16 protein-coding genes are annotated in these 14,472 nt (G+C 68.4%); 7 read left to right on the top strand and 9 right to left on the bottom strand.

Annotated features, from left to right (window positions below; all coding sequences use genetic code 11):
- Positions 1-67: 67 nt before the first annotated feature.
- From ACFTE1_RS08710 to ACFTE1_RS08725, 4 genes are read right to left on the bottom strand one after another with little or no spacing between them, the layout of a single operon-like run.
- Positions 68-556, bottom strand: a complete 489-nt coding sequence (locus tag ACFTE1_RS08710) for a hypothetical protein (RefSeq protein ID WP_380618033.1) — start codon at positions 554-556, stop codon at positions 68-70.
- Positions 549-2,459: a dynamin family protein gene (locus tag ACFTE1_RS08715; RefSeq protein ID WP_380618034.1), complete on the bottom strand. Its 1,911-nt coding sequence runs from the start codon at positions 2,457-2,459 to the stop codon at positions 549-551. Before ACFTE1_RS08715 ends, ACFTE1_RS08710 begins: the two co-directional genes overlap by 8 nt.
- 4 nt (positions 2,460-2,463) lie before the next feature.
- The gene (locus tag ACFTE1_RS08720; protein ID WP_380618035.1) at positions 2,464-3,006 is read right to left on the bottom strand and encodes a nucleotide exchange factor GrpE; all 543 of its coding nucleotides are present in this window, start codon (positions 3,004-3,006) and stop codon (positions 2,464-2,466) included.
- A gap of 5 nt (positions 3,007-3,011) precedes the next feature.
- Positions 3,012-4,517 (bottom strand): dynamin family protein, encoded by a 1,506-nt coding sequence (locus ACFTE1_RS08725; RefSeq protein ID WP_380618036.1) that lies wholly within the window; start codon positions 4,515-4,517, stop codon positions 3,012-3,014.
- A 264-nt stretch (positions 4,518-4,781) separates the two neighbouring features.
- Between ACFTE1_RS08725 and ACFTE1_RS08730 the strand changes: the two genes are divergently transcribed.
- Complete coding sequence (locus ACFTE1_RS08730) at positions 4,782-6,947, top strand: helix-turn-helix transcriptional regulator (protein ID WP_380618037.1); 2,166 nt, start codon at positions 4,782-4,784, stop codon at positions 6,945-6,947.
- A 253-nt stretch (positions 6,948-7,200) separates the two neighbouring features.
- Here ACFTE1_RS08730 and ACFTE1_RS08735 read toward each other — a convergent pair whose 3' ends face one another.
- Positions 7,201-7,431, bottom strand: coding sequence for a hypothetical protein (locus tag ACFTE1_RS08735; protein ID WP_380618038.1), 231 nt, complete (start codon positions 7,429-7,431; stop codon positions 7,201-7,203).
- Between the two features lie 18 nt (positions 7,432-7,449).
- Positions 7,450-8,118, bottom strand: coding sequence for a hypothetical protein (locus tag ACFTE1_RS08740; protein ID WP_380618039.1), 669 nt, complete (start codon positions 8,116-8,118; stop codon positions 7,450-7,452).
- Positions 8,119-8,292: 174 nt separating this feature from the next.
- Between ACFTE1_RS08740 and ACFTE1_RS08745 the strand changes: the two genes are divergently transcribed.
- Together ACFTE1_RS08745 and ACFTE1_RS08750 are read left to right on the top strand one after the other, a co-directional pair.
- Positions 8,293-8,712 carry a hypothetical protein gene (locus ACFTE1_RS08745; RefSeq protein ID WP_380618040.1) on the top strand — a complete coding sequence of 140 codons (420 nt, stop codon included), beginning with the start codon at positions 8,293-8,295 and terminating at the stop codon, positions 8,710-8,712.
- 121 nt (positions 8,713-8,833) lie between these two features.
- Entirely contained in the window at positions 8,834-9,745 is a 912-nt protein-coding gene (locus ACFTE1_RS08750) for a hypothetical protein (protein WP_380618041.1), read from the top strand.
- Positions 9,746-9,838: 93 nt separating this feature from the next.
- On the opposite strand, the gene ACFTE1_RS08755 is transcribed toward ACFTE1_RS08750, so the two are convergent.
- Together ACFTE1_RS08755 and ACFTE1_RS08760 are read right to left on the bottom strand one after the other, a co-directional pair.
- Positions 9,839-10,327, bottom strand: a complete 489-nt coding sequence (locus tag ACFTE1_RS08755; protein WP_380618042.1) for a VOC family protein — start codon at positions 10,325-10,327, stop codon at positions 9,839-9,841.
- Positions 10,328-10,382: 55 nt separating this feature from the next.
- Positions 10,383-10,898: a tetratricopeptide repeat protein gene (locus tag ACFTE1_RS08760; protein ID WP_380618043.1), complete on the bottom strand. Its 516-nt coding sequence runs from the start codon at positions 10,896-10,898 to the stop codon at positions 10,383-10,385.
- A gap of 109 nt (positions 10,899-11,007) precedes the next feature.
- Between ACFTE1_RS08760 and trhA the strand changes: the two genes are divergently transcribed.
- Positions 11,008-11,637, top strand: coding sequence for a PAQR family membrane homeostasis protein TrhA (gene trhA / locus ACFTE1_RS08765; protein ID WP_380618044.1), 630 nt, complete (start codon positions 11,008-11,010; stop codon positions 11,635-11,637).
- Here the strand turns inward: trhA and ACFTE1_RS08770 are convergent.
- Positions 11,634-13,043 (bottom strand): prolyl oligopeptidase family serine peptidase, encoded by a 1,410-nt coding sequence (locus ACFTE1_RS08770; RefSeq protein WP_380618045.1) that lies wholly within the window; start codon positions 13,041-13,043, stop codon positions 11,634-11,636. The genes trhA and ACFTE1_RS08770 overlap by 4 nt on opposite strands.
- A 121-nt stretch (positions 13,044-13,164) precedes the next feature.
- Here ACFTE1_RS08770 and ACFTE1_RS08775 point away from each other — a divergent pair, with 121 nt between their 5' ends.
- The 3 genes from ACFTE1_RS08775 to thpR are packed head-to-tail and all read left to right on the top strand — an operon-like array spanning position 13,165 to position 14,389.
- Positions 13,165-13,317 carry a hypothetical protein gene (locus tag ACFTE1_RS08775; RefSeq protein ID WP_380618046.1) on the top strand — a complete coding sequence of 51 codons (153 nt, stop codon included), beginning with the start codon at positions 13,165-13,167 and terminating at the stop codon, positions 13,315-13,317.
- A 2-nt stretch (positions 13,318-13,319) separates the two neighbouring features.
- Positions 13,320-13,814 (top strand): GNAT family N-acetyltransferase, encoded by a 495-nt coding sequence (locus ACFTE1_RS08780; RefSeq protein ID WP_380618047.1) that lies wholly within the window; start codon positions 13,320-13,322, stop codon positions 13,812-13,814.
- Between the two features lie 8 nt (positions 13,815-13,822).
- Positions 13,823-14,389: an RNA 2',3'-cyclic phosphodiesterase gene (gene thpR / locus ACFTE1_RS08785; protein WP_380618048.1), complete on the top strand. Its 567-nt coding sequence runs from the start codon at positions 13,823-13,825 to the stop codon at positions 14,387-14,389.
- Positions 14,390-14,472: the final 83 nt, after the last annotated feature.

The following is a 14,472-nucleotide window of genomic DNA, read 5'->3' on the forward strand; positions in this document are numbered from 1 at the left end:
ACGGCGACTGGTGGGGGTGAGTGGAGGGTGTTTTGTTGTTCAGGTTATCAGGTGGGTGTGGGTGGTTCTAGGGTAGTCGGTCGAGGGCTTGGATGGCTTCGGGTAGGGCGTTGCCGTCGGTGGTGGGTTGCCAGGGTTGGGTTTCGGTGTGGCCGAGGGTGTCGAGGTCGATCCAGGGTGAGCCGTCGTGGGTGGGTGGGGTGGGGAAGTCGTTGTGTTCGGGCCAGGGTTGGGTTTCGGTGTGGGGGAGGGGTTCGGTGTAGTAGGGGTTGTCTTCGTAGGCGGTGGTGGTGTCGTCGTGGAGGAAGTTGGTGTGGGTGTCGTCGTCGTGGTCGGTGGTGAGGTCGTCGGGGAAGAGGGTGTCGGTGGTGTCGAGGTCGATGTGGTCGAGGTCGGGTGTGGTGTTGTCGGTGTCGTCGTGGTGGGTGGGGAGGGTGTCGTGGGGGTCGGTGTCGTCGGTGGTGTGGTGGGTGTTGAGGTCGAGGTTGAAGGTGTCGTCGTCGAAGTCGAGGTCGTCGTGGTCGGTGTCGAATTCGTCGGGTTCGAATTCATCCATGCGAGCTCTCCTTCGGTAGGAGTCCTCTGGTTTTGGCGAGGACTTCGTCTAGTTGTTTGACTTTCTGGGCCATGGAGTCGCGGCGTTGTTTGAGGGATTCTTGTTTTTTGCGGCGGGCGGCTTTGTCGGCGGCGACGGCGGATTCGGCGGCTTCGATGCGGGAGTCGTATTCTTTGCCGCGGCGGCGCATGGCGTCGTCGAGGGTGGAGGAGAAGATGTACTGGACTTCGGTGAAGCGCAGTTGGATCTCTTCGTTGAGGGAGGCGCGGGCGTCGGTGAGGACTTCCCGGACCCAGGTTTTGGCGGCTTGGCGGTTGCCGGCGATTTTGCGGCGGGAGAGGAGGAAGGCTCCGGCGGCGAGGCCGAGTCCGATGCCGGTGGCGGAGAGGGCGACGGACATGACGCCGGCTCCGACGCCGAGTCCGACGGCGGCGGCGCCGGAGGAGAGTCCGGCGATGGCGCCGCGTCCGGCCATCATGGCCATGCCGCCGACGGAGGCGACCATGAGGGCGCCGTCGGGGTTGGAGTCCTTGGTGGCGCGGCCGAGGGCGGCGGCGCGGAGTCCGGTTTGGATTTGGCTGGTGGCCTGGTGCATTTCGTCGTCGGTGAAGACTTGGCGCAGGACGCGGTCGGCGAGGAGCATGAAGCGGTGGTGGAGTTCGGCCGAGAGGCGTGAGGCGAGGGCCTGGAGGGCGACGTCCATGCGTTGGGGGAGGGCTTCGAGGGCGGCTTTGTCGGCCTTCTCGAGTTCTTTCATGAGTTGTTCTTGGAGGGCGGTGAGGTGTTCGCGCGCTTGGGCGGTCATTTCGACTTTGGCGCGGTTGGTCTCGACTTGGAGGGCGAGGTTGGCCTGGCGGTTCTCGGTCTGGCGGGTTTCGAGGACGCGTTTCTTCTCGGCTTTGAGTTCTTTGGCCTTGGCGGGGTCGGGGTCGTAGGCCTTCATGTCCTCGGTGGCCTTGGTGGTGAGGCGGGCGAACTCGGTGCGGGCGGCGCGGACGACGTTGGCCGACAGGAGGGCACCGCCGGCCTGGCCCATTTTGGCGAGGGCCCTCTGGAGGCGTCCGATGCCCGATTCCTTGGCCAGTGCGGTGCGGATCTCGCCGCTGGAGGCGAGGGCCTTCTCGGCGAGCATGGAGGAGACGGGGAAGTGGGGGGCGTGGCGGAAGCGGGGGGCGTGGGCCTCGATGAGGGCGCGGTTCTCGGCGAGGATCTCCTTCCAGCCGGGGTAGGTGTCGGTCTTGGTGAGGACGAAGATGACGAAGTTGACGCGGGTGGAGGCCTTGGCGAGGAAGTCCAGTTCGTTCTTCGTCATGGGGCTGGAGGCGTCGGTGACCATGAGCAGGCAGGTGGCGCGGCCGACGGCTTCGAGGGCGATCTGGGCGTGGTCGGGTTCGAGTCCGCCGGTGCCGGGGGTGTCGACGAGGGAGACGTATTTGAGCAGGGCGGCGTCGTGGCCGACGAGCATGCGGCGGGGGAGGTCGTAGTCGGGCGGGTAGGTGCCGAGGTTGGTGGCCCAGTTGCGGAGGTCGCCGACGCTGAGGACGACGGGGTCGTTCTGGCCGGGTATCCAGGCGCGGACGGAGGACTTCTCGGCGTGGGCAAACTCGAGGTAGGCGTTGGTGGCGACCCGCACGTCGACAGGGGAGAGACCGGGGGTGCCCAGGAGCGCGTTGACCAGGGAGGACTTGCCGCGTTTGGTTTCGCCGACGACGACGGTGACGGGCCGTTCGGGCTGCCAGGAGGCGACGGCGGAGACCTCGGCGGCGGCCTGGGCGTCGACCGACCGCAGGGAGGCGGTGGCGGCGCCGGCGGCTTTGGAGCACAGGGCCTTGAGCCCGGCGATCGCTTCGGTGTTCTTGCCGGTCTTGGGTTTGTCCGTGGCCTTGTCGGCGGTGTCGGTCATGGGTTCACTTTCTGGCGACGGTGACGACGGGGTGGCGCAGCAGGCGCCCTCGGTCGGTGAATCCGGGGGATTCGAGGGCGACGATGAGGCCGTCGTCGTTCTCGTGGCGGGCGGGGACGACGGAGCCGGCCTCGTGGCGGCCGGGGTCGAATCGCTGTCCGGTGGGGTCGAGGGCGGTGACGCCGACTCCGGCGAGGGTGCGGTCGATGTGCTGGAGGGTGGAGGGGTTCTGGGCGCGTTCGCGGATCCACAGGAGGGAGGAGACGACGGTGTCGCGGTCGCCGGCGGTGTCGGGGCGCAGTTTGAGCGTTTCGTCCGCCGCCGGTGCCGGCGGCGGACCGACGGGGGGCGCGCTAGCGGGTGTGGTGGCGACCGCGGCGCGCTCGGGGAGGCTGAGACAACCGGTGACGGTCAACGCCGTGACCGCCGCACCGGTGGCCGCGACGGCCCAGTCGATGCCCTCGCCGGCGGTCACCGCGGTGGCGGTGAGGGTGGCGGCCAGGCCGAGTCCGGCCCCGAGGAACGCTCCGGTGGTGCGGAATGCCATGGGTCTCACGCCTTTCCGGCCGTGTCGCGCAGGCCGCGGGCCAGAAGGCTGAAACCGCGGACCATTTCGTTGGCGACGCGCGCCTGAGGCGGAGTGGCCGCGCCGTTGGCGAACGCCCGCCACCGTCCAGCGGCGGCGATCGCGGCGGCGGCGAGCTTCTCGGTGGGGGCACCGGGCATGGCCAGGATCTTCTCGGGATCGGACGACAGCGCCAGGCGGGCGGCCTCGGCCTCCATGGCCGGGTCGAGGCGAATGTGCCCAGAGGTGATCGACCCGGCCGCCTGGAGGACCTTGAGACGGTGATAGGCCGGGTCGGCGACGATGTCCTCGATGAGGTTGTTGAGAATGTCGCGGTCGCTCTCCCCGGCACGGGCGGCCTGCGTGCGCAACCGCGCCAGACCCCAACCGGCCTTGATGACGTCGGCGCGGGCGGCGAAGACCTGCTGGAGGGTCGAACGCAGCCGCGGCAACCCCGAAGCGGCGGTGAGCAGCCGCACCAGCTCGCCGGTGGACATGCGGGGATTGTGCTTGAGCTGGGCGATCGCGAAATGGATGCCGTAGAGGTCGAGTCGCTCCAACAGCCGGGAGCGAACGGACCCGTCGACGGGCGCCGGCCGGTTCTGAAACAACTCCGTACTGGCCGTCAGAAGAGTCAACTGGGTGTCGTCCATACCGGCCAGAGCGCGCAACGCCTCCCCGTCGGCGGCGGTGAACAGCCCCGCCTCGGCCGTTTCGGCCAACAATCCGACGATGGGGACGATGTCGCACACCACACGGCGCAACAGAGCCAACTGCTCGGCGGCCAAAGGCGTCGCCACCGGCCAGGGATCCGACCCGGGCTCAGGGGAGAGCTTGTCGATCTTGTTGAAAAGCGCCAGAGAATTGAGAGGCGTGCCCTGCACCGACCGCGACGCCGACGAGAACGCCTCGAGCGTCTCGATGTCATCGGCCTTCACCGCCTGCGTGAAGACATAGATGATCGCCTCGGCCGAAGCGACGGCCGACCGGGAATCCTCATCGGTGGCCTCGGAGAACGGCGCGTCGATCAGCGCGTCGGTGGTCTTGCGGGAAATGTCCTGGTTGAGCGACTGCAGCCCGGGAGTGTCCACGACATTGAGGTTCTGCAGGATACCCGAGGCCAACTGCACGTCGATATGGTCGATCTCATCGGCCGGCAAAGGCAGCGAAGCGGGGATCATATGGTCGGCGTCGAACGGGACCGGATGGCGCGCACCGGACTTGTCGACGATCTCGATACGGTCGGCCGGCCCGTAACGGAACCGCGTGACCACCCGGGTGCACTCCCCGGCCGCGGTGGGGGCGACACGCTGACCGATCAGAGCGTTCACGAGAGTGGACTTGCCCGCCGAGAGCCTCCCGGCCACGGCGACGGTCAACGGCTGAGACAGCCGAGTGGCGACTTCCTCTGCGACAGTAGCGGATGCGGGGGTCAGCGAGGGGATGACCGTGCCGGCCGCCTCCTTGAGCTTGAGCGCCAATGAGCCTGTCACCAACCCGTCCTTTCCGGTTTTCTGCGACGCAATAGAATGATGGTGTCCCCAACGTTATGTGCCGCGGACAGCGGTCGCATCCCTGATTCGTGCCACAAGATTTTCGAGGAGGCCCGGTGCTGGAACACCCCGATCGAGGAGCCTTGGTGGAGGCGCTCGCCGAGTCGGCGAGGCGTCCGGGCTTGGCGGTGGTCAGCGGCCCCCCCGGGGTCGGGTCGGACGTTCCTGCTGCGGAAAGTGGCACGGTCGGTGGGGGACCGCGCCGTGACCACCGGCGGACTGGCGGCCCTGAGACATTCGGCCGGCGTGGTCCTGATCCGCGCCTGCCGCGCCGGCCTGCCCGCCGACTCGGTGGCAATGCTCGCCGCCGCGGCGGTGTCGCGCCTACGCGGGCGAGTACTGGTCGTCGACGACCTGCAATGGGCCGACCCCTTCAGCGTGGCGGCCCTACCGCTGATCGCCGAACACGTACCGGTCGTGGCCGCACTGACCTCAGGCGTCGACCTCGGCGTCGAGTTCGGCGAAGACGCCACCGTCCACGCCCTCCCGCCATTGAACGGCGACGAGGCCGAACGACTGGTGTCCGAAGCCGCCCCGACACTGAGCGCCGGCGAACGCACACAAGTACGCCAGGCGGCCGGAGACAACCCCCTGGCACTGGTGACACTGGCGCGCTCAGGAGTCGGAGAGACCGCCGAACGGGGCGCCGCGTTCTCCATCGCCTCCGCCCTGGCCGGCATGGACGCGAAAGTCCGCACCGGCCTGGCCACACTGGGCCTGCTCGGACGCCCCGCACACGTGAGCCTGCTGGGCACACCGGTCGTAGAGGCACTACGCGGTTCGGGCCTGGCCGTACTCGAAGGCGAGTTCGCCTCCCCCGCCAGCCCCTGGACGGCACGCATCGCGGCAGGCGCCCTGGAAGAAGGACCCCGGCGAGACCTGCACGCACGACTGGCCGAGTCCACGACCGGCCTGGAATCGGCCCGCCACGCCTACGCGGCGGGCATGACCGAGAAAGCACTCGAAACAGCCCTCGCCGCCGCCGAAGCCGACACCCGCGAAGCGACCGCCGCCCTGACACTCGCCGCAGCGGTCGACGGAACCCACGCCCTGGCCGCCGCCAAGGCGGCCGTACGCGACCACCAGGCCGAACTGGCACTGACACTGCTGGAAGAAGACCACTCGCCCGAAGCGGTGCGCACGAAAGTGTACGCACACCTCACCTTGGCCAACCCCATGGCCGCACGCGCGATGGTCGACAGCCTCGACGACGACCACCCCGAAACCTGGGCGCTACGCCTCCTGACCGTCTCCGACCCCGGCTCCCTCGCCGACGAAGTCGAGGCCCGGTGGGGCGAAGAACCCTGCGACGCGGCACTGCACGCCGCCCTGGCGGCCGCCCGCGGCCACGGCCTGTGGGAAGCGGCCGCCTCAGCCGAACTGGACGGCGCCCACACCGTCGCCTACTGGTGCCGGTGGAAAGCGGTGAACCGGTCACTGTCACGGGCGCGCCTGGTCGACGCCAAACGCCAGGCCCTGGCGAGCGCGGAGCAGGCGGGCCGGACGGGTCATGTGACGTGGAAGGCGCGGTTTCTGGCGATGGCGGCGTTGACCAACGCGTTGACGTCGACCGATCTTGAGCGTTTGATCGATTCGGTGCGGCGGGCGCGCGGGGGTCCGTTGCCGAGTGATATCGCGACTCTGTTGGCCGCGACGGTGGCTTTGGCGTCGGCCGATTCGGGTGATCTGGGTGCGGCGGCGTCGCATTTGGATGGTATTGCGCATACGCATCCGCTGGTGGCGTGGATTGAGGCGGAGTATGCGTGGTTGGACGGGAAGGGTCGTTCGGCGTCGTCGGGGTTGGGTGGTGATTTGGCGGACGGTCTGTTGCAGATTACGCGGCAGTGGGTGGCGTTCGAGACCGGTGAGTCGACGTCGGCGGCGGTGGCGCGGTCGTGGCCGGATCCGATCGGTCGGACGTTGTCGGCGTGGCATTCTCCGTCGGGGTCGGCTTTTCGGTCGGCTGCTGAGGATTGGGAGGGTGTGAGTCTGCGGGAGAAGATTCGGTCTCTGTTGGCGGCGAGTCATCATATGGGTCCGCAGGAGGCGACGGGTGTGTTGTTGGAGGCGGAGAAGTTGGCGTCGGATGCGGGTTTGGCGGTGTTGGACGGGAAGGTGAAGCGTGCTCTGCGGCGTTTGGGGGTGCGTCGTGATAAGCGGTCGGCTCGGGGGTTGGAGTTGACGAGTCGGGAGCAGGAGATTTTGACGTTCATTTCGGGTGGTCATCCGACGCGTCGGATTGCGGAGACGTTGGGGATTACTCAGGAGACGGTGGAGACGCATATTCGTAGTGCGATGCGTAAGTTGGGTGCGAAGACGAGGACGGAGGCGGCGGTGAAGTTTCGTCGTTCTCGTGGTCGGGGGGTTTGATGGAGTCGTCGGATCGGCGGGTGCCGTTGGAGGTGTGTTCGTCGCCGGATGAGGCGGCGGGGTCGGTGCGGTCGGCGCGTCGGGCCGGTTGGCGTGTGCGGGAGGGTTTTGCTTTGCCGTGGCGTCAGTGGGGTTTGGAGGATAAGCGGATTGTGTGCACGGGTGCGGTGGCGGATGATCATGCTTTGGCGCAGGCGGTGATGGCGGCGTCGCGTGGTTGTGGGGTGATCGCGTGGGCGCGGGGGGATTTCGCTCAGGCTTTGGAGGCGGATTTGCGGCGTTTGGAGCCGGAGTCGGGTGTGGTGGAGGAGTCGTTGCTCAGTGAGGAGGAGCGGGCTTTGTTGGAGCATTTGGCGTCGGGGTCGACGATTGCGGCGGCGGCGAAGGCGGAGTTCGTTGCTTTGAGGACGGCCAATCGGCGGATTGCGGCGGCGCGGTCGAAGTTGGGTGTGTCGACGACGCGGGAGGCCGTCCTCGCGTTCACTCAGTGGCGGGAGCGTTCTTAGAGGTTTTCGAGGTTTTTGGCTTCGGTTTCGAGGCGGTTGAGTTGGTCGCGTAGTGCTTGGGCGCGGGCTTCGACGTCGTCGCGGAGGTCGGTGAGGATGTCGTCGACGGCTTTTTCGGTGTCGGGGTCGGCGGTGGCGCGGGCGGTGTCGATGGCGTGGCGGTGGTCGATGGGTCGGTCTTTGACGAGGGTTTTGGTGCCTTTGGTGACGGTGAGGGCCCATTGGCCGTCGGTGTGGGCGAGGGTGAGGGTGAGGTCGGCCTTGGGTTTGGTCTTGGGGCGTTTTTTGGTGGTTTTGCGGGTGGTCTGGGTGGGGACGGGTGTGGGTTGCGGGGTCGGTGTGGGGGTGGGTGTGGTGGGTTTTTTGTGCATGGGTTGGTCGTCTCCGGTGTTCTCTAGTAGTGGGGCGCCGGTGGGGCCGGCGGGTTTGGGTTTTTTGGCGAGTTCGCCTTTGGCGGGGAGGCGTAGTTCGTCGGGGGTGAAGGTGAGGGTGTCGGATCCGAAGCGGACGGTGAGGTAGTCGCCGTCGTGGTCGGGTCGTATGTGGGTGACTTTGCCTTTTTGGCCGGCGATCTGGCCGGCTTGGTCGGTGAAGACGATGCTGGGGCGGCGTCCTTTGGCGAGTGTTTGTTCGAGGTGTGCGATGTCGTCGTCGGATAGGGGCATGGTGGCTCCTCAATGGTCGGTGTGGGCGTGTCGTCATCATTGATACCGGACGGGTGTGACAGGTGGCGGGGAGGGGTGGGGGTGTCGACTCGCCGGGGCGCGCCCGGATTTCCGCCGGGTGTTGAACGGGGGGCCGGACAATCGTGGGGTCTTGATTCCTCGACCCTTTTTAGAATGGAGCAGCCCATGTGCCAGATCTGCGATGGCCGGACCCCCGAGGACATGGCCGCCGAGATCGATTCGCGTATCGCCGAGTACGGTGTCACGTTCGTGAGTGTGGACCACGATGACGCCCGTGTCTATTCTCTCGGTATGACGGAGAAGGGACTGCCGGAGCTGTATCTGGACTCCTCTTCGGGCTTGGAGGGCGGTCTGCAGGAGTGGCAGGTGTTCTTGAACGTCGTGAGCGAGCGTGTCCGCAAGCGGGGTGAGCTGTCGGAGTCCGACCGGTTCGGTTGTGAGAGGCCCGACTGCGACTGCGGTATGGAGGTGCGGGCTCTGCCGCATCAGGCTGACGCCGCGCAGGTGGCCCGCAATCGCTATGGTGACGACCTGCGGGTGTGGAAGCTCGAGGTGAGCGGTCAGAGCGCCTAGCGTGGTGTGCCCGCTCTGGTGCGGGCGTTCGTTTGTGCCTCGTTCGAAGCCCTTGCCCGGCAAGGGCTTCCCTGCCACCCTGGAGAGATGACCGTCATAGCGATCTGGGGAGGGAGAGGTCATGGGTTTCGAACAGGCCTTGCGGGTCAAGGAGGCGCAGAAGGACCGTCTGCTCGGTTTTTCCGGGGTGGGTGCCGTCGATGTGGGTTACCGGTGGCGGGCGGGCCGGTTGCGCACTGACGAGGTGTGCGTGCGCGTGTGGGTGGAGGCGAAGGGTGATCCGATTCCGGCGGGGGAGTTCGTGCCGGGCGATCTGGACGGTGTGGCCACTGATGTGGTCGAGCGGCGTCTGGAGTTGAAGGGCCCTGACACGGTGCGGTGGAATGCGCTGGTCGGCGGGGTGTCGGTGGGTCCGTGCCGGGATGTCGGGGGCGGGCCGGTCGCGGGGACGCTCGGTGCGGTCGTGGTCGACTCGGCCTGTGGTGACCTCGTCGGGTTGACCAATTGGCATGTCGCCGTCGCCGACGATGCAGGGGGCGAGGGCGACAGGATGGTGCAGCCGTCCCGTTTGGACGGGGGGTCCTGTCCCGATGACGAGGTCGGTGCGCTGGTGCGTTCTCGGTTGGACGAGCGTGTGGACGCGGCCGTGGTCAGTTTGACCGGTCGCGAGATCACCCGGCATGTGCGGGGGATCGGTGTGCTCTGCGGTGTCGCCGTGCCCGAGTTGGGGATGGAGGTGCGCAAGAGCGGACGCACCACTGACACCACGACTGGGATGGTCGACGGTCTCGAGGCGAGTGTGCGCGTCGACTATGGTCCCGGGTTCGGCGTCCGTCAGCTGGAGGGGCAGATTTCCCTGACCGGCACTGATGGGCGGCCGTTCGGGCAGGGCGGGGACTCGGGGTCGGTCGTGGTGACCGGCGACGGCCGGGCGGTGGGCCTGTACTTCGCCGGCGACCGGGACGGCACCAACGGCATCGCCAACACCGCCGCCGACGTCGCCGAGAGGCTCGCCATCACGTTCACGCCCTGAACGGGCAATGAAATATAGGGTCCGCGGCGGTGTACGCCACGGACCCCTTCTTTCGTCGTCACCGGGGGCCGCGGCCCCCCTTTTTTTTTCACGTCACTGGCCTTTGTAGGCCCGTTCCAGGTCGGCCAGCACCAGTTTCTTCATTCCGAACATCGCCTCGACGGCGCGCTTGGCGCCCTCGGGGTCGGGCCCGGTGATGTAGTCCTCCATGCCGTTGGGGATGATCTGCCAGTTCACGCCCCACGGGTCGGCGATCCAACCGCATTGGATCTCCTTGCCGCCGCGCTCCAGCATCGCCTCCCACACCCGGTCGACCTCGTCTTGGCCGTCGCAGTCCACCATCAGGCTCATCGCATGGTCGTATTCGACGTCCTCGCCGCCGTTGAGCGCGACGAACGACCGCCCGGCGATGGTGAACCACAACTCGAGGACCTTGCCCTCGTGGTCGGGAGCCCACGACCCGTACCGGCTGGTCTCCGTGATCTCCACCAGGCCCGGCAGGAGGGACTGGTAGAACTCCACCGCCTCCTCGGCCTGGTCGTTGAACCACAGGCACGTGCTGACCTTGTCCACTGTCGTCATCGGTATCCTCCTCGCGATCGACTCTATCCATGGAGACGACCACCGCGGCGGCAATTCATCGCTTCCGAGCCACCGCCAATGCCAGCTCGGTCGACGCGACCAGGTCGGCCTCACCTTCACCGCGGCGCACCCGCAGCACCTCTTCCAGCACTTTGACCGCCTCCTCGGGCCTTCCGGCGTCGATGAGGAACTTCCCCCAGTGCTGCGCGGCGAACGCCCACAGCCGGCGCGAGAGGCCTTCGGCGAGGGCCAGCGCCTCCCGCATGGGCGCTTCGGCGCCCGCGACGTCGCCGTCGAGGCGGTGGGCGTCGGCGAGGTTCACCAACACCGCGACCCGGCGCGCGTCGCCGTCAGCTTGGTCGGCCAAACCCCGCAGCAGCCGCCGGGCCCGGTCGTGGTCGCCGAGGATCATCGCCCCCACCGCGACGGTGCGCCGCGACCCCCAGTCGAGAGCGTCCCACCGTTCAAGGCCTCGGGCCGTCGCGTGCTCGAGGCGCTCGCGGTCGGTGGGGACCATCCGCCCGTCCGGGTCGAACTCCCACAGTCGGCCGATCTGTTCTATCGCGTCCATCGTCTGTGTCCTTCCGTGCGAACTCCACCGCCGACGGTAGGGTTACCCACCGGTCGGCTCTAGGCGCGCGACCACCGACACCGCGGCGATCGGCGCCTATCGTTGAGACATGAGACCGCGTTACCGCGGCGTCCTCCACCTGGTCGCCCTCCCGCTCGCCCTCGCCGCCGGGCTGGCCCTCACCGCCTTGGCGCCCACCGTCGAGGCCCGCCTGGCCACCGCGGTGTTCACCGCCACCTCGGCCTGCCTGTTCGGCGTCTCGGCGCTCTACCACCGCTCACACGTCTCGCCCGCCGCCGCGCTGCGGTTGAAACGGCTCGACCACGCCAACATCTACCTCGCCATCGCCGGAACCTACACGCCGGTGGCCGCGCTCGCCCTGTCGGGGACGACGCGGACGGTCATCCTCGCCGTGGTGTGGGCCGGGGCCGGGGCGGGCGTCGTGTTCCGCGTGTTCTGGCCCGGCGCTCCCCGCGCGCTGTACACGGGGCTCTACATCGCCCTGGGGTGGACCATCCTGCCGGTCCTGCCCGCACTGGTCGACTCGGCCGGGACGCTACCGGTGGCGCTCCTGCTGGCCGGAGGCGTCCTCTACACCCTCGGCGCGGTCGTCTACGCCCGCAAGAGCCCCGACCCCGTCCCCGACGTGTTCGGGTTCCACGAGGTCTTCCACGCCTTCACCGTCGCGGCGTGGGCCGCGCAGTTCAGCGCCGTCGCCCTCGTCGTGTCCGGACTCTAGGCGCGCAGACGCCCCAGGAACTCCACGACCGCCCGCTCATAGGCCTCGCTGTCGGCGTTCCACGACGCGGTGTGGCCCGCGGAGGTCTCGACGACCTCCACCAGGTCCGGCGGTGCGGCGTCGAAGAACTCCAGCGTCGCGGTGTGGTCGACCGTCTCGTCGGCGGTGTCGACGAAACCGAGCATCGGCACGTCCAACTCTCCGGCCCAGGAACGCTGGTCGAGCCCGTCTATGGAGAGGTTCGAGCGCCACTCGACGATCCTCTTGGCGCTCCAGGTGACCACGCCGGGCACGTCCCGGTCGTCGGCCTGCATGTCGAGGGTGGAGTCCCAGTCCATGACCGGGGAGTCGACGATCATCGCCCGCACCGGCGAGGAGTCCATGTTGCGGTAGGCCTCGGCGACGAGGGACCCGCCCATCGACCACCCGTAGAGGACGACGTCCTCGGCGCCCTCGCCGCGCGCGTAGTCCACCGCCGCGGCGACGTCCTCCCATTCGGAGGCCCCCAGGTGGTGGTTGCCGTCGGGCGCGGCCGGGGCGCCCTCGTCGTTGCGGTAGGTGACGGCCAGGTAGGGGAACCCGGCCTCGACGATCGCCGGCAGCGCCCGCAACGTCTCGCGCGGCGAGGCGTTGCGCCCGTGGACGGCGATCACCCACGTGTCGCCCTCACCGGGGACGTACCAGCCGGGATAGTCGCCCAAAGGCCCCGAGACGGTCACGTCCTCGTAGTCGATCCCGAAAGCCTGTTCGGGGTCATCGCCGTAGGTGTAGCGGTCCACCGACACCGCCAGGCCCTCGGCCAGGTCGCCCTCGAGGACGGCGAGGACCTCGCGGGTGACGGTGGTGCCCTCGATCGCCCGCACCGGACCCATGACGGCACGCCCGCCATCCCACTCCAGGCCCCACGTGCCGGGGCGCAGCGTGTCCTCGTCGGCCGGGAGCGTCACCCGGCCGTCCTCCACTCCCGTCACGGTGAGGGAGTACTCGGCCGGAGAGTGGTCGACGTCTATGACCTCACCGGAGAAGTACCAGCCGGCCGCGCCGATGCCGCCGAGGGCGAGCACGGCCACGACCATGAGGGAGACGACGACGATACGGACGGGGTGCCGGCGCTTTTCCGGGGTTTGTTCGGACACTGCCACTCCTTGGAACCGGGGATCGATCCCTACACTGTAGCCGCGCCGGTGACCGTCCCTGTGAGCGCGGTGGTCACAATCCCATAACGGCCGCAACGAAAGTCCGCGCTCGTGCGCGGCCTCCTCCAACGCCCGCAGCGCTCGCGGCCCCATGCCGTGCAGTCGGGCCAGCCGGGCGCGGCCGTAGCGGCAGGCCTGTTCGAGGTCGGTGATTCCCGCCGCCTCCAACGCCCGCCGCGCCGGCGCGGCGACTCCTCGGGGCCATTCCATGGTCGTCTCCTCTCGCTCCTACGGCCTCCAGGATCTCATCACCGGCCCTACGCCCGGCGCTACACCGGCCCCTCCGAATGGAGAGACCCGCGTCCGCGCCGGCGGGCGTATCATGGACAGCGTGTCACTACCAGTCATGATCGCGTCGTTCACCATCGGCGTCCTCCTCATCGCGGCGATGGTCGTCACCGCGACCCTCTCGGGCATCCGCGACGCGAAAAAGCACGAAGCCTACCTCGACGAACAGTACGGGGCCGCCAAGGGCCGGGAGTAGCGATGACCATCAGCCTCACACCGTTGACCACCGCCGACCTCGAAGCGCACCTGGCCGGCGAGGACGACCAGATCGTCCGGTGGCTCTCGCAGGCCCCCGCCACACGCGAGGGCCTGCGCGCCTACCTGGCCGACTGCGAGCGCCGGTGGGCCGAGGAGGCCGAGGTGCGTAATTTCGGTATCCGCCACGGCGCGGAGGAGACGCTGGTGGGGTCGGTCGACGTCCAGTTCGGGCTTCCGTTTCTGGGCGAGGGCGAGGCCAATATCGCCTATTGCGTGTACCCGCCGTGGCGGGGGCGCGGTATCGCCACTGCGGCGGTGTTGTTGGCCTGCGACTGGGCCGGTGCGCATGGTGCGTCGGGTGCGGTGATCCGGTCGCATCCGGACAATGAGGCTTCGGCGGGTGTGGCGTTGCGTGCGGGGTTTCGTCCCGGCGGTGTGGACGATGAGGGTCCGGAGGGGCCGTTGCGGTGGTTTCGCCGCGATCTGGGCCGGTGAGGGGGCCGGTGGAGGCCGGTGAGCGGTTGTTCGTCGCGCTTGATTTGCCGCCGGTGGTGAAGGATGGTTTGGCGGCGGCGCGGTCGCGGTCGGGTCTGACGCGTGTGGGGGATGCGGTGCGGTTGGTCGATCCCGGGCAGTGGCATGTGACGTTGGTGTTCCTCGGTTGGGTTCCGGTGGGTTCGCGCGGGGAGGTCGTGGCGTCGTTGGAGTCGGTGTGTGCGGGTGTGTCCGGTTTGGATTTGGTGCTGGCCGGTGGCGGGCGGTTGGGGTCGGCGCGCGGTGGTGTGGTGTATGCGGGCCTGGCGGGGGATGTGGAGCGGTTGGGCCGTCTGGTTCGTGCGTTGCGCCGGTCGTTGCGCCGTGTGGGGTTGGAGGTGGAGCGGCGGCGTTTCTTTCCGCATGTCACGGTTGCCCGTGTCCGGGGGCGTGTGGATCTGTCGCGTGAGGTGGAGCGGTTGGGCGAGTTCGCGGGTTCGGCGTGGCGTGCCGAGGAGGCGGTGTTGTACCGGTCGCGGCTGTCCGGTGAGGGTGCCGAGTACTCGGTGGTGGCGCGGGTGCCTTTCGCGGGTTGACCGGCGAGCGCGGCCGTTGTGTGGAGTGTCTGGGTCTGGTGTTGTCGGACCTGGGGTGGCGCGGCTTGTGAGGTGGGCTCGCT

The sequence above is a fragment of the Salininema proteolyticum genome (assembly GCF_042685645.1).
GTDB classification, from domain to species: Bacteria; Actinomycetota; Actinomycetes; order Mycobacteriales; family Micromonosporaceae; genus Salininema; species Salininema proteolyticum.